Consider the following 20,733-nt stretch of genomic DNA (forward strand, 5'->3'; position numbering starts at 1 on the left):
GTAGTAGTTGAAACTTTAACTAACTTCTGGGAGACTGGAGCCATGAGCAGCATGCAGATCGGCATCTTCACCGTCGGCGACGTCACGACCGACCCCACGAACGGCTCGACCCCCACCGAGCACGAGCGCATCAAGGCCACGGTCGAGATCGCGAAGAAGGCCGAGGAGGTCGGCCTGGACGTGTTCGCCACCGGCGAGCACCACAACCCGCCGTTCGTCCCCTCGAGCCCCACGACGACGCTGGCCTACATCGGCGCCCAGACCGAGAAGATCATCCTCTCGACGTCGACGACGCTGATCACGACCAACGACCCGGTCAAGATCGCGGAGGACTACGCGACGCTGCAGCACCTCGTCGACGGCCGCATGGACCTCATGCTCGGCCGCGGCAACACCGCGCCGGTGTACCCGTGGTTCGGCAAGGACATCAGCAAGGCCGTCGAGCTGACGATCGAGAACTACCAGCTGCTGCAGAAGCTCTGGAGCGAGCCGGTCGTCAACTGGGAGGGCAAGTTCCGCACACCGCTGCAGGGCTACACCTCGACGCCCGCGCCGCTCGACGGCGTCGCGCCGTTCGTGTGGCACGGCACGATCCGCACGCCCGAGGTGGCCGAGCTGGCCGCGTTCTACGGCGACGGCTACTTCGCCAACAACATCTTCTGGCCGAAGGAGCACTACATCCGGCTGATCAACTTCTACCGGCAGCGCTACGCCCACTACGGGCACGGCACACCGGAGCAGGCGATCGTCGGCCTCGGCGGCCAGTTCTTCATGCGCAAGAACAGCCAGGACGCGGTGAACGAGTTCCGGCCGTACTTCGACAACGCGCCCGTCTACGGGCACGGCCCGAGCATGGAGGACTTCACCGAGCAGACGCCGCTGACCGTCGGCAGCCCGCAGCAGGTGCTGGAGCGCACGCTGGCGTTCGCCGACTACTTCGGCGACTACCAGCGCCAGCTGTTCCTCGTCGACCACGCGGGCCTGCCGCTCAAGACCGTGCTCGAGCAGCTCGACCTACTCGGCGAGATCCTGCCCACCATGCGCGCCGAGTTCGACGCGCGACGCCCGGCCGACGTGCCGGACGCCCCCACGCACGCCGCCCGCGTCGCCGCCCGCGACGCGGCCCTGACCGAGGAGGTTGCCGTATGAACGAGCGCCAGCGAGTGAACATCGGACACGTCATGCCGGCATCCGCGTACCTTCGCTTCTCCACGGGGGTGACGGCATGACCCGCATCGTCGCCCTGTCCGCGGGCGTCGGCGAGCCGTCGACCACGCGCATGCTGGCCGACCGCCTCGCCGCGGCCTCCGGCACCGCCCTCGGGGGCGCCAGCGTCGAGGTGGTCAACCTGCGCGACTTCGCGCACGAGATCACCGACGCGGCGCTCACGGGCTTCGCGGCCCCGCGGCTGCAGCACGTGTACGACCAGCTCGGGGAGGCCGACGCGCTGATCGTCGTCGTCCCGACGTTCAAGGCGTCGTACCCCGGGCTGTTCAAGTCGTTCGTCGACGCGCTCGACAACGACGCGCTGATCGGCAAGGTCGTGCTGCTCGCGGCGACCGGCGGCACGGCACGCCACTCGCTGGTGATCGACTTCGCGCTGCGGCCGCTGTTCGCGTACCTGCAGTCCGTGGTCGTGCCGACCGGCGTGTTCGCGAGCCCGCACGACTGGGGCTCCTCCGGCGAGGGCACCCTGCAGTCGCGCATCGAGCGCGCCGCGGGTGAGCTGGCGAGCCTCGTCGGCGGCACCGGCTCGGGTCGCTCGAAGGACGACGCGATCGACCTCTTCAGCGAGACGATGCTCTCGATCAGCCAGCCCGGCTGAGCTCGCTCGGCCACCCGTCCGCCCGTCCTCCCCGGCCACTTTTGGAACAGAATCCACCTTCTCGCCGCCGAGTGACGTGGAAAGCGCTCCAAAAGTGGATCGCGGTCGGGCGGGCGGCGGGCGTTCAGGCCAGCGAGACGACGGCGCGCGCGAGCAGCAGGACCAACGGGACGCCCGCCACCGCCACCAGCGCGATGTTGAGCCTGCGGTGCTCCCACAAGATGGCGGCGAACTCGCGCAGGATCGCGCTCGGCCAGAAGTAGCGCGCCGTGGCCGCGCCCAGGGCGAAACCGTCCAGCCCGACTCGGCGCATGAGCAGCGCGGCCCGCAGGGCGTGAAAGTCGTTCGTGACCACCGCGAAGCGGCCGTCCTCCACTCCATGCTCGGCGGCGACCCGGGCACTCAGCCTGAGGTTCTCCTCCGTCGACGTCGACGCGTCCTCGAGCCAGAGAAGGTCGCGATCGACGCCGGACTCGACGAGGTGGTTCGCCATCGCCACGGCCTCCGGGACCACCTCGTCCGGTCCTTGCCCGCCCGAGCAGATCAGCCGCGTGTCCTTGCCGCGCGCCCGCGAGCGGTCGAGCGCCTGACGGCCTCGGTCGAGCCGCGACGCCAACAGCGGGGTCACGCGCTCGCCCATCAGCCCCGCGCCGAGGACGATCACCGCGTCGACGGGGCGCGCCCAGCGGTTCGCGGCCCAGCCGTAGACCAGGCCGTAGCCGACGAACGCGACGAAGACGAAGCCGAGGTACATCAAGGGCGTCCCGATCGCGACGAGCCAGAAGAACAGCTCGAGCGCCACGTCGGTGTGGTTCCGGTCGAACCACCACACCGCCACGATCAGTGCGCAGTAGGCGAGCACCACGACACCGAAGACGAGCGACAGCAGGTTCGAGGGGCGACGGCCCTCGCGCCGCAGCATGGTGAACCCGTTGAAGACACTCGCCACGCCGAGCGCGACCAGGGCCAGGATCGCCAGGACGACGGCACCGAGCAGCGCCCAGGCCAGGCGCAGCGGATCGTCGGAGTCGTCCAGGAGGATCGCGAGCCGCCCGGCGATGCCGATCGATGCCAGTCCGATCGCGAGGGTCAGGTACACGCCGATCCGCAGCCGGCGCGGGTCCTGCCAGGCGGCCACGCCCGCGGCGAGCGCCAGCAGCGCCACGAGTGCCCAAGCCACGCCCCGACCCTAGGGCCTCGCACCACGACGTGCCCCGATTGGGCCGCGGCGGGGTGACTGACGTAAACTCCTCGGCGGTGGCGTGTCCGAGCGGCCTAAGGAGCACGCCTCGAAAGCGTGTGTGGGTTCACGCCCACCGTGGGTTCAAATCCCACCGCCACCGCCAGCAAGATCAGGACCCCGTCGAGCGAGAGCTCGGCGGGGTTCTCGCTTTGCCGCGCGTCGCCCGGCGAACGCCGGACGAACGGTTCCCGAACGCACCGAGTGCTCACGCGCCCTGCGCCGGGTGCTCACCTGGCGTTCACCGGGAGGAACCTCACGCCGCCAGTCTCAGTGCGTCTTGATGGCCTTCCCGTAGGAGCACACTGCCCATGCGATCCCTTCGCACGACCTCCAGCCTCGCGCTCGCCGCGGCGGTGGGATTCGGTACCTTCTCCACCGCGCCCGCCCTCGCAACGCCCCGACTCGCCGATGCGGCGGTGAGCTCGATGGCGACCATCGCCGCGTCGCCGGCCGCGGCGACGGCACTGCGCCAAGCGGTCGACCTGCCGACCGCGGACGTCTTCGACGTCGACTTCCGGGGCGGGAAGCTCACCGAGAAGGCGCAGGGCCTCGAGCCCACCGTCCACGGCGAGCCGAAGGCCGGCGCCGACCTCGCCACCGGTCGCTCGGTCCTGAGCTTCGACGGCACCAAGGACGCGGTCAGCTACCCGATCCGCTCCGAGTTCTCCAAGCTCGAGCAGGGCATGTCGCTCGAGTGCTCGTTCCGGTTCGACGGGCCTCGCACCGCGGCCAGCACCGAGGCGGCCCTGTGCTCCTCGAAGGAGTCGGGCGGGTTCGCCACGGTCGTGTCGGGCAACGACGTCCACTTCATGATCCACGTCGGGGGCGGCTACAAGAGCGTCCGCGTCCCCATCACCACCGGGACGTGGCACCACACCGTCGCGACGTGGGACGGCACCCGACTCAAGCTGTACCTCGACGGCGAGCTGGTCCGGGACGTCGCCGCGGCGGGTGCGTTCAAGCACTCGACCGCCGGCGCCGACTCGATGATGCTGGCGGCCGACGTCAGCACCGCGAACAAGCCCCAGTTCTTCGCCGCCTCGACCCTGCGCACGAGCCGCATCTACAGCGACCCGCTCAGCGCCGAGCAGGTGTCGGCGCTCGCCGACGCCGACCGCGAGGGACCCGCGGCACCCAAGGCCGACGTCCTCGACCTCGACTTCTCGTCCGGCGCCCCGGTCGACGGCGCGCAGGGCCTGAGCCCGCGCACCTTCGGCTCGCCGCAGGTGCGCGACGACGCACCCATGGGCACCAAGGTCGCCGAGTTCGACGGCGCCGGCTCGGCCTACCTCTACCCGTTCGAGGCGCAGTTCCCCAAGCTCGCGAACCAGATGACCGTGGAGTGCGTCTTCAAGTACAACGAGGACTTCCAGGCCAGCGGCGTGGAGACGCGCGGCAACCTGTGCGGCGCCAAGGAGGCGGGCGGCTTCGCCGTCGTCATGTACGGCGACCGGCTCTCGTTCAACCCCCACATCGGCGGCGCCTACCGGAACACGAGCGTCCAGGTCGAGAGCGGGCGCTGGTACCACGCGGTCGGCACGTACGACGGCGAGATGGTCCGGCTCTACGTGAACGGCGTCCTCGCCGCCAGCACCCCCGCGACCGGCACGCTGAGCTCGCCGAGCGCCGGCGCCCGCAACCTCGTGGTCGGTGGCGACGCCAGCGGCCGCGACCGCCCGGCCTACTTCTCCCCGTCCACGATCAGCCGCGTGCGCATCTTCAGCGAGGCCGTCGACGCCGACGGCGTGCTCGCGCTGGGCCGCGACGCCTTCGCCGGCCGCCCCGCGAACTACAACGTCAAGGTCAGCTCGACCACCCCGGCCGCCGGCGAGCGCCTCACGAAGCGCACCCGCTTCGGCGTCGAGTTCACGAACCCCGAGGGCGTCGGCCGCGACGTCCGGTACGAGCTCGACGGCGACCCGATCAAGCCCGGCGACGAGATCGGCGCGGGGCTCAAGGCCGGCGAGCACGCGCTGACCGTGGAGGGGCACGACGTGTTCGGCACGCCGATCGAGCACACGACGACCTTCACGACCGCCAACGTGCCGACCCCGGGCGGCACCGAGACCGAGCAGGGTGGTGGCTCGGTGCGCCTCTCGGCCAACGCGACGAACCCTTCGGGCGACCGGGTGCGCACGACCTTCCGCGAGGCCGACGTCGTGGTGGCGCAGCAGGGGCGCCAGGGCGTCCTGACCGAGATCCCGGAGGGTCGTGACTTCACGGGCACCGACGAGAAGCCGATCGCCGACGCCGCCGCCCCCGGCGACGACACGTTCATCGACTCGCCGTCCGCCGCCGAGATGCCGTTCCAGCAGTTCGACGTGCCCGTCACCTCGAACTCCGACCAGCAGGTGATCTGGAGCGGTCGCGTCGATCCCGCGCGCGAGGTGGTCCTGCGCGTCTGGGACGGCGAGGCCTGGGACGAGCTCGCGCGCTCCCGCGGCAACGCCGAGGGGCAGGTCCAGCTGACCGGCGACCTGCGCAGCCGTCACCGTCACGACGGCAGCGTCCCGGTCCTGGTGACCGGCGAGGACCCCTTCGCCGACGACCTGCCCAACGAGGTCAAGGACTCCTTCGAGAGCCCCGGCGACTACGACTTCTCGATCGCCCACCTCACGGACACCCAGTACCTGTCCGAGGGCGCAGTGGAGCAGGAGACCGCGCAGGAGCGCGAGGTCTGGCGCAACGCCTACCGCGGCATCACCGAGTGGATCGCGGCGAACGCCGACGAGCGGAAGATCGCGTTCACGGCCCACACCGGCGACGTCATCGAGAACTGGCACAACGTCGGCTCCGACGAGCCGAACGCGCGCGCCGAGTTCGAGGTCGCGTCGGAGGCGCAGAAGGTCCTCGACGACGCGGGCATGGTCAACACGGCGCTGCCCGGCAACCACGACAACCTCTACGGAGCCGACACCGGGCCCGACGCGCTGTACAACGACTACTTCGGTCCCGAGCGCTACGCCGCCCTCGAGCAGAGCGACGCCTGGAAGAAGGCACGGGCCGAGTACAAGCCGTGGAAGGCCGGCGACAGCAGCAACAACTACGTGCTGTTCAGCGAGGGCGACCTGGACTTCGTCGTCGTGTCCCTCGGCTTCGGGGTCGACGCCGAGGAGTCCGCGTGGGCCGACAGCGTGCTCAAGCAGTTCCCCGACCGCAACGCGATCCTGCTGACGCACGCCTACCTGACCCCGAGCGTCAACCCCGACGGGCGCGGCAGCGGGTTCTCCTTCGACGGCCGCCAGGTGCTGGACGCCGTCATCAAGAAGAACCCGAACGTCGCCCTCGTGCTGTCCGGGCACGAGCACGGCGTCAGCATCGAGCTGCGCCGCGACGTCGCCCGCAAGGGACACCACGTGGTCGAGTTGCTCGCCGACTACCAGTTCTACAAGGTGAGCTCGGACGAGCTGGGGCTGACGGGAGTCGGCTACGACAGCAACACGCCGCTGCAGTTCGGCTCGTCGTTCTTCCGCCTGCTGCAGTTCGATCTCGACGCCGGCGAGGTCGCGGTGGACACCTACTCGCCGCTGCTGAAGAACTTCGGCGCGACCGAGTACGACGACCGCTTCCGCTACAACGGCACCGAGGACGACACGCGCCTGCCGATCAACCTCACGACCCGCAGGACGAGCTTCAGCTCCGACGGGCTCGTCGTGGTCGACCCGACCGATCGGGTCATCGGCGAGGAGACGGTGCGCTCGGGCTGGCCGGCGACGGTCACCTGGGACGGGCTCGAGGCGGGCCGGACCTACGCCTGGCACGCCACGAGCGTCGATGCCGCCTCGGGTGAGGAGCTGCCGGGCGAGGTCAGCCAGATCTCGCTGTTCACGGCCGGCTCGAGCGGCACGGACACGACCGCGCCGACCCTGACCGTCCCGAAGAACGGCTCCGTCGAGCTGAACGAGGTGTTCGACCCGATGGCCGGCGTGAAGGCGGTCGACGCGGTGGACGGCGACGTCACCGAGAACGTCCAGGTCCTCGGCGAGGTCGACACCGCGAAGCCCGGCACCTACGCGCTCACGTACTCGGTCGCGGACGCGAACGGCAACCAGTCGATGGTCACCCGGATCGTCGAGGTCAAGGGTGCGAAGGCTCCGGTCAACACGGCCCGGCCGAAGGTGAGCGGCTCGTTGCGCGTCGGCTCGATCCTGCGCGCCAGCATCGGCACGTGGTCCAACACCGAGGCCGCCACGCTCCAGGCGCAGTGGCTGCGGGACGGCCAGCCGATCCGGGGCGCGACGGGCGGTGACTACCGCGTGACCGCGGCCGACATCGGCCGGGCGATCAGCGTGCGCGTGACCGCCACGACGGTCGGCCACCAGCCGGTGACCGCCACCTCGACGGCCTCGCGCGTCGCGAAGGCCAAGGCCACGGTCCGCGCCTCGCTGTCGAAGAAGCGGATCAAGACCACGCAGCGGGCCAGGGTGACGGTCCGGGTCGCAGCGCCGGCCCAGGCCAACGGCAAGGTCCTCGTGAAGGTGAAGGGTCGCGTCGTCGCCGACGGGACGGTGCGCAACGGCAAGGTCTCGGTGCGGCTGCCGAAGCTGAAGGCGGGCAAGCACCGCCTCGTGGTCAGCTACCTCGGCAACGACCGCGTGGGAGCTCGCAACACCGCGATCACCCTGCGGGTGGTGAAGCGCTGAGCCGTGGGTGAACGACGAAGGCCCCGGGGGTTCCCCGGGGCCTTCGTCGTCGGTCGGTCGGTGCCGCTCAGATCGCGGCGAGCCGCGGCGCCACCTTCTCGGCGAACTCGCTGACCCAGCCCACCGGGTCGGGCCCGTGCGGGGAGACCGAGACGGACTGGATGCCCAGCTCGGCGTAGGCGGCGATCTCCTCGAGGAACTTCTCGGGATCCTTCACGGCGTCGCCCGGACCCTGCAGGGTGCGCAGGATGTCGGAGGGGTCGCGGCCCACGTCGGCGCAGTGCTGGTCGAGGACGTCGAGCTTGTGGCGGATGACGTCGGTGCCGGCGGGGAACAGGTTGCAGGCGTCGCCGTACTCGGCCACGAAGCGCAGCGTCTTCTTCTCCCCCATGCCGCCGAGCAGGATCGGCGGACGCGGCTGCTGGATGGGCGCAGGATGGCAGATCGTCTCGGCGAGCTGGTAGTGCTTGCCCTCGTACGGACCGTCGTCGTCGCTCCACATCTGGTGGACGATCTGCAGCGTCTCCTCGAGCCGCTCGAACCGCTCCCCCATCGACGGGTAGGGCACGCCGAGGCCCTGGTGCTCGCGCTCGTACCAGGCGGCACCGAGGCCGAGGATGGCCCGGCCGCCGGAGAGCACGTCGAGCGTGGTGACGATCTTCGCCAGCAGGCCCGGATGCCGGTAGGTGACACCGGTGACGAGCAGACCGAGCTTCACCCGCTCGGTCACGCCGGCCAGGTAGCCCAGGCCCGTGTAGCCCTCGAGCATCGGGTCCTCGGAGCGGCCGACCGTCTCCATCTGGAAGTAGTGGTCCATCAGGGTGACGGCGTCGGCACCGGCCTGCTCGGCACGGCGTGCCGTCTCGGCGAGGGTCGGGGCGAGCGACTGCGGCTCGCCGGGAATCGTGAAGTTGTAGACGTGAACGCTGAAACGCATTCCTCAGCGTAGGCACGCTTCGACGACGACGGCGACCGCAGCGCGGTCGGTGAGGTCGATCCGGTCGGGCTCGAGCGCCTCCAGCATCGCCTGCTCCTCAGCCGTGCGGGTCCGCTTGGCGGCCAGGCCACGGCGGATCGTGGACATCATCGTGCGCTCCACGAGGCTCAGCCGGCGCCGGTCCATCGCGCCGCGCAGGTGGGCCACCTCCATCCGCTCGCGCAGGTCGGCGGGGAACTTCGTCGCGACGAGCTCGTCCCGCTTCGTCGTCAGCGCCGGATCGCTGAGCCCGACGGTCACCAGCACCCAGCGCGTGTCGGTGAACAGCTCCATGGCCTGCCGCAGGAGGCTGCTGCCGCGCAGGCTCGGGCCGTAGATCGGTGCGCAGAACGCGACCGTCCCCTGCGCCGCCAGCTGCTCGGGCGAGACCTCGTCGTCGGCCACCACCGGGGCGTGGAGCGCCTCGCCGATCCACTCGGCGTACCGCTCGGCCGAGCCGTACTTGGACGCGTGGACCACGAGAGTCTTCACACTCCGAGGCTAGGGCGGCGACAGGTTCACCTGCGCCGCCCGAGTGCCGGCCCCGGTAGGTTGGCCGCGTGACCACGCGCCGGCTGCTGCTCGTCAACGGGCCCAACCTCAACCTGCTCGGCACGCGCGAGCCCGCGATCTACGGCTCGGAGACGCTCGACGACGTCGAGGCGCTCGTGACGGAGGCCGCCACCGCCCACGGGTACGAGGTGCGCGCCGTGCAGAGCAACCACGAGGGCGTGCTGATCGACGCGATCCACGCGGCCCGCCACGACTGCTCCGGCATCGTCATCAACCCCGGCGGGCTCACCCACACCTCGGTCGTGCTGCGCGACGCCCTGTCAGGCGTGGCCCTCCCGGTGGCCGAGGTGCACATCTCCGACGTGATGGCGCGCGAGCCGTTCCGGCACCACTCCTACGTCGCCGACGTGGCCGTCGTGCACGTGATCGGCGAGGGCGTGCCGGGCTACCGCACCGCCACCGATCGGCTGATCGCCCACGTCGAGGCCCGATAGGATCGGCCCACCGACGCGAGGGAAGGGGATGATGTGACCTCCCATGACCTCGACGTCATCCTGCTGACGGGGTCAGGGGTCCTCATCCTGGCCGTCCTGGCCGTCCGCCTCTCGGTCGGCATCGGGCTGCCGTCCCTGCTGATGTACCTGGGCCTCGGCGTCCTCATCGGCTACGACGGGGCGGGGGTCGAGTTCGCCGACCCGAACATCGCGCTCGTGCTCGGCCTCTCGGCGCTCATCCTGATCCTGGCCGAGGGCGGCCTCACGACGAACTGGTCCACGATGCGGCCCGCGCTGGGGTTCGGCGTGCTGCTGGCCACGGTGGGCACCTCGATCAGCGTCGGGATCGTGGCCGCGGGCGCGCACTACCTGTTCGGGCTGGACTGGCAGCTGGCCGTGCTCATCGCCGCGGTGCTGTCGCCCACCGACGCCGCCGCCGTCTTCTCGGTGCTGCGCACGGTGCCACTGAAGTCGCGCGTCTCCGGAGTCCTGGAGACCGAGTCGGGCCTCAACGACGCCCCCATCGTCGTGCTCGTCACGGCGATCAGCGTCGGCGAGATCGCGGACTACGGCATCGCGGGATTCTTTGCGCTGGTGGTCTTCGAGCTCGTGATCGGCGCCCTGCTGGGGCTCCTCGTGGGCGGCGGCGGCGCGCGCCTGCTGCGCCGCGCGGCGCTGCCCGCGGCCGGCCTGTACCCCCTCGTGGTCTTCGCGGTCACCGTCCTGGCGTACGCCTCGGCCGCGTTCATCCATGCGAGCGGCTTCGCCGCGGTCTACGTGGCCGCGGTGGTGCTGGGGAACACCGAGCTGCCGCACCGCTCGGCCACCCGCTCGTTCGTCGAGGGGATCGGCTGGCTGGCGCAGATCGGGCTGTTCGTCATGCTCGGCCTGCTGGTGCACCCGAGCGACATCGAGCTGTGGCACATCGGGGCGGGCGTGGGCATCGGCGCGCTGCTCACCTTCGTGGCCCGTCCGGCCTCGGTGGCCGCCTGCGCGGCGTGGTTCCGCGTGGGCTGGCGCGAGCAGCTCTTCATCGGCTGGGCCGGGCTGCGTGGCGCGGTGCCGATCGTGCTCGCGACGATCCCGCTGGCGAACGGGGTCACTCAGTCGATCGACCTGTTCAACATGACCTTCGTGGCGGTCGTGGTCTACACGATCATCCAGGCCGCGCCGCTGGGCCGGCTGGCCCGCTGGTGCGGAGTCGAGAGCGATCGCGGGCGCGACGTCGAGATCGACGCGGCCCCGCTGGAGCGCATCTCGGCCGACCTCCTGCAGATCCACGTGCCGCCGACCTCGCGACTGGCCGGCGTGGAGGTGGGCGAGCTGCGCCTGCCGCAGGGAGCCTCGGTGACGATGGTGGTCCGCGACGACTCGACCCTCGTGCCGCACCGCACCACGCGGATCCGCGTGGGCGACGAGCTGCTCATCGTCACCACGCGCGAGCTGCGCGAGTCGGTGGAGCGGCGCCTGCGCGCTGTGGCACGGCACGGTCGCCTGGCCGGCTGGGACCTCGATCCGCGCCCCGGTCAGGGCACGTAGCCGCTACGGCAGGGTGATCGTGGGCACGCAGACCGAGACGTCGCGTCCGGCCTTGAGCTTCGTGCTGGCCTTCTTGAGACCCGCGTAGTCCGGGCCGATCAGCACCGAGATGCCGTCCTCGGTCTCGAAGTCGGCACCCTTGAAGATGACCTTGCCCTTGAACTGGCGCGCGACGAGCTTGGCCCGCGGGTCCGTCGGGTCGCTCGTGAGCACGATGACGTTCTTGGCCTTGAGCTGGCCGGGGTTGTTCTGCGCGACGCCACCGAGGAAGCCGCGGCGCTCGAGGTTGATCTTCACGCGGTTGGCGATGCCGGCGCGCTGGCTGGCGTTGTAGACGTGCACCATGACGAGGTTGCTGCTGAGCACCTCGCCCGTCGCGACGGTCTTGACCTCGCAGGTGGGCTCGGCGGCGACGGGCTCGGGCTTGGAGAACGCCAGGTTGACGCCCAGCGCCGTGCCCGCGACGAACACGCCCGCGGTGGCCGCGACGACCAGCCGCTCGACTGCCTTGCTCATGACTGCTTCCCGATCGTGTGGACGCGCGCGTGCATCATCGTCCGCTGCTGCAACGCGGCCCGGAGGGCCCGGTGGAGCCCGTCCTCGAGGAAGAGCTCGCCCTTCCAGCCGATGACGTGGGCGAAGAGGTCGCCGAAGTAGGTGGAGTCGGTGTCGAGCAGCGTCTCGAGATCGAGGGTGGTCTTCGTGGTCGTGAGGTCGTCGAGCCGGACCTGGGTGGGCGCGATGGCAGCCCACTGACTCTGGGTCAGTCCATGGTCGGGGTACGGCCGCCCGTCCCCCACGCGGCGAAAGATCACCTGTCCAGTCTAAGGGGCCCGCCGAAGCGACGGCGCCACCGACGATTCCCGCGGTTCGCCTCCCGGCGCGTCGAGGAACGCCGCGATCACGCCGAGGACAACTAGCCTGAGCACATGACCGAGACCGATCCCTCCGCCGACGACGTCGCTGCGGCCACCCGGGCAGCCGCCGAGGCGCGCGCCGCCGCGGAGGCAGCCCAGCGGCACGCCGACGAGCTGGCCGCCGCCGCCGAGGCCGCGCAGGAGGCCGCGGAGCAGGGACCCACCGACACTCCCGCGGGCGCCCCCGCTCCGGACACCGACACCGAGCAGGTCGCCCAGATCCGCGCCGGGTACTCCTTCGACGGCCCAGCCCTGGAGATCGGCGCCCTCGTCGACGGCGGGGAGCCGCGGGCCGACGTCCCCGTGCGGATCCCCTTCGGCATGCTGAACCGCCACGGCCTCGTCGCGGGCGCCACCGGCACGGGCAAGACCAAGACCCTCCAGGTGCTCGCCGAGCAGGTCTCGGCCGGTGGCGTGCCGGTCTTCGCCGCCGACATCAAGGGCGACCTCTCGGGCATCGCCACCCCGGGCGCCTCGAACGAGAAGCTGCTCGCCCGCACCGCCAGCATCGGCCAGGACTGGCAGGCGACGGCGTTCCCCACCGAGTTCTACGCGCTCGGCTCGAAGGGGATCGGCGTGCCGATCCGCGCCACCGTGGAGTCGTTCGGGCCGATCCTGCTGTCGAAGGTGCTCGACCTCAACACCACGCAGGAGTCCTCGCTCTCGCTGGTCTTCCACTACGCCCGCAAGGCCGGGCTGCGCCTCGTCACGCTGGAGGACCTGCGGTCGGTCGTGGCGTTCCTCGACAGCGCCGAGGGCAAGCCCGAGCTCAAGGCGATCGGCGGCCTGTCCAGCGCCACGGTCGGCGTCATCCTGCGTGAGCTCGTGACCTTCGCCGACTCCGGCGCCGACGTGTTCTTCGGCGAGCCGGCCTTCGAGGTGACCGACGTGCTCCGCACCGACGACGCCGGCCGCGGCATCGTCTCGCTGCTCGAGGTCCCGGGCGTGCAGGACCAGCCCCAGCTGTTCTCGACGTTCCTGATGTACCTGCTGCGCGAGCTGTTCGCGACGCTGCCCGAGGTGGGCGACACCGACAAGCCGAAGCTGGTGTTCTTCTTCGACGAGGCGCACCTGCTGTTCAAGGGCGCGTCGAAGGACTTCCTCGAGATCGTCGTGCAGACCGTCCGGCTCATCCGCTCCAAGGGCGTGGGCATCTTCTTCGTCACCCAGACGCCCAAGGACGTGCCCGACGACGTGCTGGCCCAGCTCGGCTCGCGCGTGCAGCACCAGCTGCGCGCCCACACGCCGCAGGACGCCAAGGCGCTCAAGGCCACCGTCTCGACGTATCCGCACTCGGGGTACGACCTCGAGGAGGTGCTGACGCAGCTGGCCACGGGCGAGGCGATCGTGACCGTGATGAACGAGAAGGGCGCGCCGTCCCCGGTCGCGTGGACCCGCGTCCGTGCGCCCCAGGGCTCGATGGAGCCCACGCCCTCGGCCACGATGACCTCCGCCGTCGCCGCCTCGCCGCTGACCGCGAAGTACGCCGCCGTCGCGTCCGGCGACGGAGCCGCCGCCGCGATGGCCGAGCGCACGCGCGCGACCGCCGAGGCCGCCGCCGCGGAGGTTGACCGGAAGCGGGCCGCGGAGGAGGCTGAGAGACTCGAGAAGGACCTGGCCCGGAACCGCTCGCCCGGCACCCGCACGAAGAGCCGCAGCCGCGGCTCGAGCCGGATGTCGCCGATGGACCGGGCGATCGGGGAGGCGAGTCGCACCGCCGCCCGTGAGCTCATCAAGGCGATCTTCAAGAAGAAGCGGTGATCACATGTCGGGGGTCGTGAAGGCAGCAGCAGGGGTCGTCGTGTCGATGGGGCTGGTCGCGCCGGCCCTCGTGATCGTGCCCGCGCAGGCCGCGGACTCGACCTACACCACGCGCAAGGTCGTGATCGGCACGAGCCACCAGGGGCGCAGCATCGTCGCGTTCTACCGCGGCGCCAGGCAGCCCGAGCGCGTGCTCCTGATCCTCGGTCAGATGCACGGCGACGAGCCCGCGGGACGCAGGACCGCCCAGCACGCCGTGAAGCGGGTGAGGCCCAAGGCCGGGACCGGCCTGTGGATCATCCCCACGATGAACCCCGACGGCGCCGCCCGCGGCACCCGCACGAACGCGCGCGGGGTCGACCTCAACCGCAACTGGCCCACCAGCGGCTGGATCCGCGGCACGAAGGGATCTCGTACGTACGGTGGCTCGAAGCGGGCCAGCGAGCGCGAGACCCGCACCCTCATGAAGTTCCTGAAGAGCCGCAAGCCCGACTACATCGTCTCACTGCACCAGCCGCTCAAGGGCGTGGGCACGTCGGGCAAGGACGTCGCGTTCGAGAAGAGGCTGGCGAAGGAGCTCGGGCTGAAGCGCAAGCACTTCGGCGTCTCGCAGGGCAAGGGCACCTCGCCGACGATGACCGGTTGGTACAACCGCTACCACGGCAGGCACGGCACGGCGATCACGGTGGAGTACGGCGCCCGGCCCTCGTCGGGCTACGTCAAGGGCGCCAGCCGCGACATCATGCGCGCGGCGCGCGTGCACCCCTAGGAACGCAAGGACCCCTCGCGTACCCGGCAGGGACCACTGACCCTTGCTGCATTCCTGCCCTGGGGGAGTTGGGTGATGTGCCGCCACGCGAGGGGCTGCACACCAATATACGGGCCCCGGCGTGATGACCTGAAGCGGGCGCCCGAACTCGCGCGGGCGATCTGCACAGGATCTTCACGATTCGTCCCCGCTATCCGGCGACCCGGCCTCCTAGGTTGGGGTCATGAGCGAGCGCCAGCGAGTGAACAGCAGAACAGTCATGACGGCGCCGCCGTACTCTGCCCTTCCCTCGGGGGTGCTGTCATGAGCGAGCGTCGCATCCTTCTCGTCGAGGACGAGCCCACGATCGGGGCCGCCGTCACCGACCGCCTGACCGCCCACGGCCACGAGGTCGTGAGGGCCTGGGACGGGCCCGGCGCCGTCGCGGCGTTCGAGGAGCACGACCCCGACCTCGTGGTGCTGGACGTGATGCTGCCGGGGTTCGACGGTCACGAGGTGTGCCGCCGCATCCAGGCGATCCGGCCGGTGCCGGTGCTGATGCTGACCGCCCGCGACGACGAGGCCGACGTCCTGGTCGGGCTGGCCGTGGGCGCCGACGACTACCTGACCAAGCCGTTCCGCATGCGCGAGCTGGTGGCGCGCGTCGCCGCGCTGCTGCGCCGCGTGGACCGGGCGGCCGAGCTGGCTGCCTCCGCGCAGGGCTCGGTGCGCGAGTGGGGCGACCTGCGCCTCGACGTCGGCGCGCGCCGGGTCTGGATCGATGGCGACGAGATCCACCTGACGCCCACCGAGTTCGACCTGCTCGTGTGCCTGGCCGCGGCGCCCGGCGACGTGCTCTCGCGTGAGCGGCTGCTGGCCGAGGTGTGGGGCTGGGCCGAGGCGTCCGGCACCCGCACCGTCGACAGCCACGTCAAGGGACTGCGGGCGAAGATCGGTGCCGATCGGATCCGCACCGTGCACGGCGTCGGGTACGCGCTCGAGGTCGGAGCCGAGCGATGAGCAGCGAGCGGCCGCAGCCCGGGCCGGCCAGGACTGCGCCTCGCGCCACGGATCCACCCTGCCCTCCCCGAGGTGGGCCTCTCGACGCGATCAGGTCCGTGAAGTTCAAGCTGGGACTGCTGGTCGCGGCCAGCGTCTCGGTGGCCGCGGTGGTCGCGACGGCCGGGGCATCGGGCGGCGTCCCCACGTGGCTCACCATTCCGGTGACGGTCACGCTGGCGCTCGCGGTGACCCAGCTGCTGGCCTCGGGCATGACGTCGCCGCTGCGCCAGATGACCGTCGCGGCGGCGCGGATGGCGCGCGGCGACCACAGCACCCGCATCACCGACACCTCCCGCGACGAGATCGGCGAGCTCGCCCGCGCCTTCAACCGGATGGCCGCCGACCTCGAGCAGGTCGACCGCCAGCGCCGGGACCTCATCGCGAACGTCAGCCACGAGCTGCGCACGCCGCTCACGGCCATGTGCGCACTGCTGGAGAATCTCGCCGACGGCGTGAGCGAGCCCGACCCGGCCACGCTGCGCAGTGCGCTGGCCCAGGCGGAGCGGCTGTCGGCCCTCGTCGCCGACCTGCTCGACCTGTCCCGCGTGGACGCCGGGGCGGTGCCGCTGCACCTCGAGCCGGTGGAGATGCGCGCGCTGCTCGAGTCCGCGGCCGACGAGTTCCAGTACGGCGAGCGCGACGTCGAGATCGCCGTGACCGTCGAACCCGCCGACCTCACCGTCGACGCCGACCCGGCCCGGCTGCGGCAGCTGGTGGCGAACCTCGTGGACAACGCGACGCGCCACTCCCCCGCGCGCGGAACCGTGTCGATCCGTGCGACCGCCGCCGACGAGGGCTGGCTGCTCGAGGTGGCCGATGAGGGGCCCGGCGTGGAGCCGGGCTCGCGCGAACGGGCCTTCGAGCGCTTCGGCACGCTCACCGAGACCGAGGGCGGAGGTGGCACCGGGCTCGGCCTGGCCATCGCCCGCTGGGTGACCGACCTGCACGGCGGCACCATCCGCTTCGTCGACCCCGAGCCCGGCCGATCGGGCGCTCGCGTCCGCGCCGCGCTGCCCACCACCCCCGACCGTGGCCCCGCGCCCGCACCCAAGGAGACCCCCGTGCCCGAGACCTCCGCTCCCGCGCCCCTGCCGAAGCCCCCGCCGGCCAGCGCCCCGCCCCTGCCCTCGATGACGGACTCCCTGTTCGGCGGGTTCTGGCCCGACCGCGGAGTCCCCGGCCGCCCTCGGCTGCTCACGTGGGCCGTGGGCGTGGGCGTCCTGGCCGGGATCGCGCTGCCGTTCCACGACCTTGGCCTCGGCACCTTCCTCGTGCTGATGGCGGCGGGCCTGCTGCTGTTCGCGGCCAGTCCGAAGCGGCGTCGACCGTTCACGATCGCCTGCGCCGTGCTGTGCACCGCGCTCGCGGCGACGGCGCTGTTCCGCGATGCCGAGTGGATCGTGATCCTGTGCCTCATGGCCGGAGGCGCGATCGCCACGATGGCGCTCACGGACGCCCGCAACGTGCCGTCGTTCGTGGTCTCGGCGATCTCGTGGCCCGTCGCCGGGCTGCGTGGCATCCCGTGGCTCGGGCGCACGATGCGGATGCTCACCGGTACGGGGCACGGGATCGCCGTGGTGCGCACCGTGCTGTGGTCGGTGCTCGGCCTGACGATCTTCGCGTTCCTGTTCATGTCGGCCGACGCGCTGTTCGCCGAGTGGTTCAGCGGCCTGGTCCCCGACCTCGGCTCGCCGGACTTCGCGGTGCGGATCTTCGTGGCGATCGCCGTCGGCGGCATCGCGCTGGCCGGCACGTACCTCGCGCTCAACCCGCCGGAGGTGGACGCGGTGCGCTGGGACAGCCGCCCGGTCGCGAAGCGGTTCGAGTGGCTGGTGCCCGTGCTGGTCGTCGATGCCGTGTTCGCCGCCTTCCTCGTGGCCCAGGCCGCGGCGATCTTCGGCGGGCGCGACTACTTCGAGCGCACCACCGGCCTCACGTACGCCGAGTACGTCCACGAGGGCTTCGGCCAGCTGACCGTCGCCACCGTGCTGACGCTGTTCGTGGTCTGGGCCGCTTCGCGGAAGGCCTCACGGGAGACGGTCGCCGACCGGACGTGGCTGCGGGTCGCGCTGGGCCTGCTGTGCGTCATGACGCTGCTCGTGGTGGCCTCGGCGCTGAACCGGATGGCGCTCTACCAGGAGGCGTACGGGTTCACGCAGCTGCGACTGCTGGTGGACGTCTTCGAGGGCTGGCTCGGCCTGCTCGTCCTGGCCACACTGGCGGCCGGCTGGAGGCTGCGCGGTCGGTGGCTGCCGAGGTTCGGACTGATCAGCGGCGCCGTGCTGCTGCTGGGGATCGCGGCGATCAACCCCGACGCGTGGATCGCCGACCACAACCTCGACCGCTACGAGACGACCGGCAAGGTCGACTGGTACTTCCTCTCGCAGCTGTCGGACGACGCCGTCCCGACGCTGGCGTCGCGCCTCGAGGGACAGCAGAACTGCGCGCTGACCACCGATCGTCGCGAGCCCGCCACGTGGCTCGAGTGGAACCTCGGACGCAGCCGGGCCGAGTCGCTCGGACTCGAGACGAGCGTCCCGCTCGACTACGAGGAGGTCTGCCCGGGCCAGACCGCCGACTGAGCGGCGGGGCCGATTCGTCGCTGGCGGTCGGTGCCACGTAGACTCCTCGGCGGAGGATTCGCATAGTGGCCTAGTGCGCTCGCTTGGAAAGCGGGTTGAGTGAAAGCTCTCAGGGGTTCGAATCCCCTATCCTCCGCCAGCAAGGACGAAGTCAGCGGGCGGCACGCACAGCGTGCCGCCCGCTGGTGTCTTCCCAGACCTCGAGGCAGGCTCACCTCCGCGCAACTCTTGTGACGCCGTTCGCCCCGAATCGTCGAACCGGACCGAACGGCGTCACAAAAGTCGGGGTGAATGGGCGGACGCCTGCCTTCCGCCACCGGATTCCTCGTTTCCCGCCGGCGCGGTCCACGGCGCCACTAGCCTCGGGCGCGTGAAGACGTGGCACCTGGGCGCCGCGGCCGTGCTCGCCACCGCCGCGGCGTTCCTGGCGGCCCAGGCCTTCATGACCCACCTCTCCGCCGGCCCCGACGCGTCACGGCGCGGAGCGACCGCCCTCGGGACCAGCGCCGACGGCACGCTGCTGGTCCGCACGCAGACGTGTGACGGTGAGCGGAGCCGGGGCGAGGTCGTGATCTCCCGCAACACCTCCGGCCGAGCGGGCAGCGACGTCGTCGCGTCGTTCTCCGCGGCACCCACCATCAGCGTCGACCTGGGGCTCCCCGACCCAACCTCGACCGCGACCCTGCTCGTGCGATCGGTGAACACACGGGCCGTGCGCTCGTCGATCCCCGAGTGGCAGGCGGTGCCGTCTGGCCTGTGGCTGGTCTCCGAGCCGGGAACCGCGGGCCCACGGAACCGCACCCTCACCGAGAAGCAGTTCCTCCTCTGGGCGTGCTGACGAGCCGGATCGCCGAAACTGCTCAGAATGCGGACACGCCGGAACCGTGGCACCGTCGTTCCCGACCGAAACGGTCGTCGCAGCCGCGCCGGCCGTCATCGAGGGAAGGGACCTGACATGTACTTCGGTGGATCCATTGCTCTCATCGCGATCGGCGCGATCCTCGCGTTCGCGGTGACCGACGCCATCAACGGCGTCGATCTGACCATGGTCGGCTACATCTGCATGGCGGCCGGTGCCCTGGGCATCGTGCTCAGCCTGATCGTCAACAGCCGGCGCGACCACGCGGTGCGTGACACGCGCCGCGACGACCTGCCGCCGGCTCGCTGACCCCTCACCGCGCAGGTCCGGTTCGACCGGCGGAAGCATCCGCCGTCAGGGGGTGTTGAACCGGACATGCGCGGTGAATACAAGGTCCCCGGCGGCAAGCTCGTCGCGGTCGACCTCGAAGTCCAGAACGACAGGCTCGTCGACGTCAGCGTCTCGGGGGACTTCTTCCTCGAACCCGAGGAGGCGCTCCTCGACGTCAACGCCGCCCTGACCGGTCTCTCGGTCGACGCGTCCGTCGACCAGCTCACGTCCTCCATCGCCGGGGCGGTCGGGCCCGACACGGCCTTCATCGGCTTCACGCCCGAGGCCGTCGGCATCGCCGTCCGCCGGGCGCTCGGCAAGGCCACCGGCTGGCACGACCACACCTTCGACGTCATCGGCCCGGTGACCATGGACCCGGCCATGCACGTCGCCCTCGACGAGATCATCGGCCGCGAGGTCGCCGACGGCACCCGGCCGCCCACGTTCCGCATCTGGGACTGGGACAGCCCGCTCGTGGTGATCGGGTCCTTCCAGAGCTACGTCAACGAGATCGACGCCGAGGGTGCCGCGAAGCACGGCATCGACGTGGTGCGCCGGGTCTCCGGCGGCGGGGCGATGTTCATGGAGCCGGGCAATTGCATCACGTACTCGCTGGTCGTCCCCGGCTCCCTCGTGGAAGGCCTGAGCTTCGAGCGCTCGTACTCGTTCCTCGACGACTGGGTGATCGAGGCGCTGGCCGAGGTCGGCGTGCGGGCCCACTTCGTGCCGCTCAACGACATCGCGAGCGACCAGGGCAAGATCGGCGGCGCCGCGCAGAAGCGGTTCGTCGGCGGATCGGTGCTGCACCACGTGACGATGGCGTACGACATCGACGCCGACAAGATGACCGAGGTGCTGCGGATCGGCCGCGAGAAGATGAGCGACAAGGGCACCCGCTCGGCCAACAAGCGCGTCGACCCGATGCGCTCGCAGACCGGGCTCACCCGCGAGGCCATCCTCGACAGCTTCCTCGAGACGTTCCGCCGCCGCTACGCCACGAACGAGTCGGACTACACCGAGGCCGAGCTCAGCGAGGCGCAGCGCCTCGTCGACGAGAAGTTCTCGACCCGGGAGTGGACCCACCGGGTGCCCTGACCGCCCCCAGAGGCCACTTTTGTGACGCTGTTCGCCCCGAGTCGTCGAACCCGGCCGAACGGTGTCACAAAAGTGGAGGGCGGCAACCACGCCAGAACGAGAGGACCCGCCGGCCCCTGAGGGCCGGCGGGTCGTGTCGTTTGAGC

At 71.0% G+C, this 20,733-nt stretch carries 17 protein-coding genes, 2 tRNA genes and 1 other RNA gene; 14 read left to right on the forward strand and 6 right to left on the reverse strand.

Features of this window, described 5'->3' with window-relative positions; translation table 11 throughout:
• The first annotated feature begins 51 nt into the window (after positions 1-51).
• Both B5D60_RS07055 and B5D60_RS07060 read left to right on the forward strand, forming a co-directional pair.
• The gene (locus tag B5D60_RS07055; protein WP_078701324.1) at positions 52-1,149 is read left to right on the forward strand and encodes an LLM class flavin-dependent oxidoreductase; all 1,098 of its coding nucleotides are present in this window, start codon (positions 52-54) and stop codon (positions 1,147-1,149) included.
• Positions 1,150-1,225: 76 nt separating this feature from the next.
• Complete coding sequence (locus B5D60_RS07060) at positions 1,226-1,825, forward strand: CE1759 family FMN reductase (protein WP_078699501.1); 600 nt, start codon at positions 1,226-1,228, stop codon at positions 1,823-1,825.
• 124 nt (positions 1,826-1,949) lie between these two features.
• On the opposite strand, the gene B5D60_RS07065 is transcribed toward B5D60_RS07060, so the two are convergent.
• Positions 1,950-3,005 (reverse strand): YdcF family protein, encoded by a 1,056-nt coding sequence (locus B5D60_RS07065; protein WP_153302899.1) that lies wholly within the window; start codon positions 3,003-3,005, stop codon positions 1,950-1,952.
• Between the two features lie 76 nt (positions 3,006-3,081).
• Between B5D60_RS07065 and B5D60_RS07070 the strand changes: the two genes are divergently transcribed.
• Positions 3,082-3,171, forward strand: a tRNA-Ser gene (locus B5D60_RS07070).
• Between the two features lie 205 nt (positions 3,172-3,376).
• Complete coding sequence (locus tag B5D60_RS07075) at positions 3,377-7,711, forward strand: LamG-like jellyroll fold domain-containing protein (RefSeq protein WP_078699503.1); 4,335 nt, start codon at positions 3,377-3,379, stop codon at positions 7,709-7,711.
• Between the two features lie 67 nt (positions 7,712-7,778).
• On the opposite strand, the gene B5D60_RS07080 is transcribed toward B5D60_RS07075, so the two are convergent.
• Together B5D60_RS07080 and B5D60_RS07085 are read right to left on the reverse strand one after the other, a co-directional pair.
• Complete coding sequence (locus tag B5D60_RS07080) at positions 7,779-8,648, reverse strand: LLM class F420-dependent oxidoreductase (RefSeq protein WP_078699504.1); 870 nt, start codon at positions 8,646-8,648, stop codon at positions 7,779-7,781.
• 3 nt (positions 8,649-8,651) lie between these two features.
• Positions 8,652-9,179, reverse strand: coding sequence for a flavodoxin domain-containing protein (locus tag B5D60_RS07085; protein WP_078699505.1), 528 nt, complete (start codon positions 9,177-9,179; stop codon positions 8,652-8,654).
• 68 nt (positions 9,180-9,247) lie between these two features.
• Between B5D60_RS07085 and aroQ the strand changes: the two genes are divergently transcribed.
• Both aroQ and B5D60_RS07095 read left to right on the forward strand, forming a co-directional pair.
• On the forward strand, positions 9,248-9,694 hold the full coding sequence (gene aroQ / locus B5D60_RS07090; RefSeq protein WP_078699506.1) for a type II 3-dehydroquinate dehydratase: 447 nt from the start codon (positions 9,248-9,250) through the stop codon (positions 9,692-9,694).
• A gap of 33 nt (positions 9,695-9,727) precedes the next feature.
• On the forward strand, positions 9,728-11,233 hold the full coding sequence (locus B5D60_RS07095) for a potassium/proton antiporter (protein ID WP_078699507.1): 1,506 nt from the start codon (positions 9,728-9,730) through the stop codon (positions 11,231-11,233).
• 3 nt (positions 11,234-11,236) lie between these two features.
• Here the strand turns inward: B5D60_RS07095 and B5D60_RS07100 are convergent, their stop codons facing one another.
• On the reverse strand, positions 11,237-11,749 hold the full coding sequence (locus B5D60_RS07100) for a LytR C-terminal domain-containing protein (protein WP_078699508.1): 513 nt from the start codon (positions 11,747-11,749) through the stop codon (positions 11,237-11,239).
• A complete protein-coding gene (locus tag B5D60_RS07105) occupies positions 11,746-12,048 on the reverse strand; it encodes a type II toxin-antitoxin system VapB family antitoxin (RefSeq protein ID WP_078699509.1) in 303 nt (100 codons plus the stop codon). The genes B5D60_RS07100 and B5D60_RS07105 overlap by 4 nt, the downstream gene beginning before the upstream one ends.
• Positions 12,049-12,162: 114 nt before the next feature.
• Between B5D60_RS07105 and B5D60_RS07110 the strand changes: the two genes are divergently transcribed.
• Both B5D60_RS07110 and B5D60_RS07115 read left to right on the forward strand, forming a co-directional pair.
• Positions 12,163-13,911, forward strand: coding sequence for a helicase HerA-like domain-containing protein (locus tag B5D60_RS07110; RefSeq protein WP_078699510.1), 1,749 nt, complete (start codon positions 12,163-12,165; stop codon positions 13,909-13,911).
• A 4-nt stretch (positions 13,912-13,915) separates the two neighbouring features.
• Positions 13,916-14,680: a M14 family metallopeptidase gene (locus tag B5D60_RS07115; protein ID WP_078699511.1), complete on the forward strand. Its 765-nt coding sequence runs from the start codon at positions 13,916-13,918 to the stop codon at positions 14,678-14,680.
• A gap of 3 nt (positions 14,681-14,683) precedes the next feature.
• On the opposite strand, the gene ffs is transcribed toward B5D60_RS07115, so the two are convergent.
• Positions 14,684-14,780: signal recognition particle sRNA small type (gene ffs, locus B5D60_RS07120), an RNA gene on the reverse strand.
• A 203-nt stretch (positions 14,781-14,983) separates the two neighbouring features.
• Between ffs and B5D60_RS07125 the strand changes: the two genes are divergently transcribed.
• The 6 genes from B5D60_RS07125 (at position 14,984) to B5D60_RS07150 (ending at position 20,587) form a co-directional block, all read left to right on the forward strand.
• Positions 14,984-15,679, forward strand: coding sequence for a response regulator transcription factor (locus tag B5D60_RS07125; protein ID WP_078699512.1), 696 nt, complete (start codon positions 14,984-14,986; stop codon positions 15,677-15,679).
• Positions 15,680-15,777: 98 nt separating this feature from the next.
• Complete coding sequence (locus tag B5D60_RS07130; protein ID WP_231948988.1) at positions 15,778-18,303, forward strand: DUF4153 domain-containing protein; 2,526 nt, start codon at positions 15,778-15,780, stop codon at positions 18,301-18,303.
• A 51-nt stretch (positions 18,304-18,354) separates the two neighbouring features.
• Positions 18,355-18,442, forward strand: a tRNA-Ser gene (locus B5D60_RS07135).
• Between the two features lie 231 nt (positions 18,443-18,673).
• The gene (locus tag B5D60_RS07140) at positions 18,674-19,141 is read left to right on the forward strand and encodes a hypothetical protein (protein WP_078699514.1); all 468 of its coding nucleotides are present in this window, start codon (positions 18,674-18,676) and stop codon (positions 19,139-19,141) included.
• Positions 19,142-19,258: 117 nt separating this feature from the next.
• The gene (locus tag B5D60_RS07145) at positions 19,259-19,471 is read left to right on the forward strand and encodes a DUF6458 family protein (protein WP_078699515.1); all 213 of its coding nucleotides are present in this window, start codon (positions 19,259-19,261) and stop codon (positions 19,469-19,471) included.
• Between the two features lie 66 nt (positions 19,472-19,537).
• Positions 19,538-20,587, forward strand: coding sequence for a lipoate--protein ligase family protein (locus tag B5D60_RS07150; protein ID WP_078699516.1), 1,050 nt, complete (start codon positions 19,538-19,540; stop codon positions 20,585-20,587).
• Positions 20,588-20,733 lie beyond the last annotated feature (146 nt).

The sequence above is a fragment of the Aeromicrobium choanae genome, assembly GCF_900167475.1.
GTDB lineage: Bacteria > Actinomycetota > Actinomycetes > Propionibacteriales > Nocardioidaceae > Aeromicrobium > Aeromicrobium choanae.

Bases quoted from the DNA above. Each gene is read 5' to 3' on its own strand.
- B5D60_RS07055 (WP_078701324.1), top strand. From the start codon at position 52: ATGCAGATCGGCATCTTCACCGTCGGCGACGTCACGACCGACCCCACG.
- B5D60_RS07060 (WP_078699501.1), top strand. From the start codon at position 1,226: ATGACCCGCATCGTCGCCCTGTCCGCGGGCGTCGGCGAGCCGTCGACC.
- B5D60_RS07075 (WP_078699503.1), top strand. From the start codon at position 3,377: ATGCGATCCCTTCGCACGACCTCCAGCCTCGCGCTCGCCGCGGCGGTG.
- B5D60_RS07080 (WP_078699504.1), bottom strand. From the start codon at position 8,648: ATGCGTTTCAGCGTTCACGTCTACAACTTCACGATTCCCGGCGAGCCG.
- B5D60_RS07100 (WP_078699508.1), bottom strand. From the start codon at position 11,749: ATGAGCAAGGCAGTCGAGCGGCTGGTCGTCGCGGCCACCGCGGGCGTG.
- B5D60_RS07110 (WP_078699510.1), top strand. From the start codon at position 12,163: ATGACCGAGACCGATCCCTCCGCCGACGACGTCGCTGCGGCCACCCGG.
- B5D60_RS07115 (WP_078699511.1), top strand. From the start codon at position 13,916: ATGTCGGGGGTCGTGAAGGCAGCAGCAGGGGTCGTCGTGTCGATGGGG.
- B5D60_RS07125 (WP_078699512.1), top strand. From the start codon at position 14,984: ATGAGCGAGCGTCGCATCCTTCTCGTCGAGGACGAGCCCACGATCGGG.
- B5D60_RS07145 (WP_078699515.1), top strand. From the start codon at position 19,259: ATGTACTTCGGTGGATCCATTGCTCTCATCGCGATCGGCGCGATCCTC.
- B5D60_RS07150 (WP_078699516.1), top strand. From the start codon at position 19,538: ATGCGCGGTGAATACAAGGTCCCCGGCGGCAAGCTCGTCGCGGTCGAC.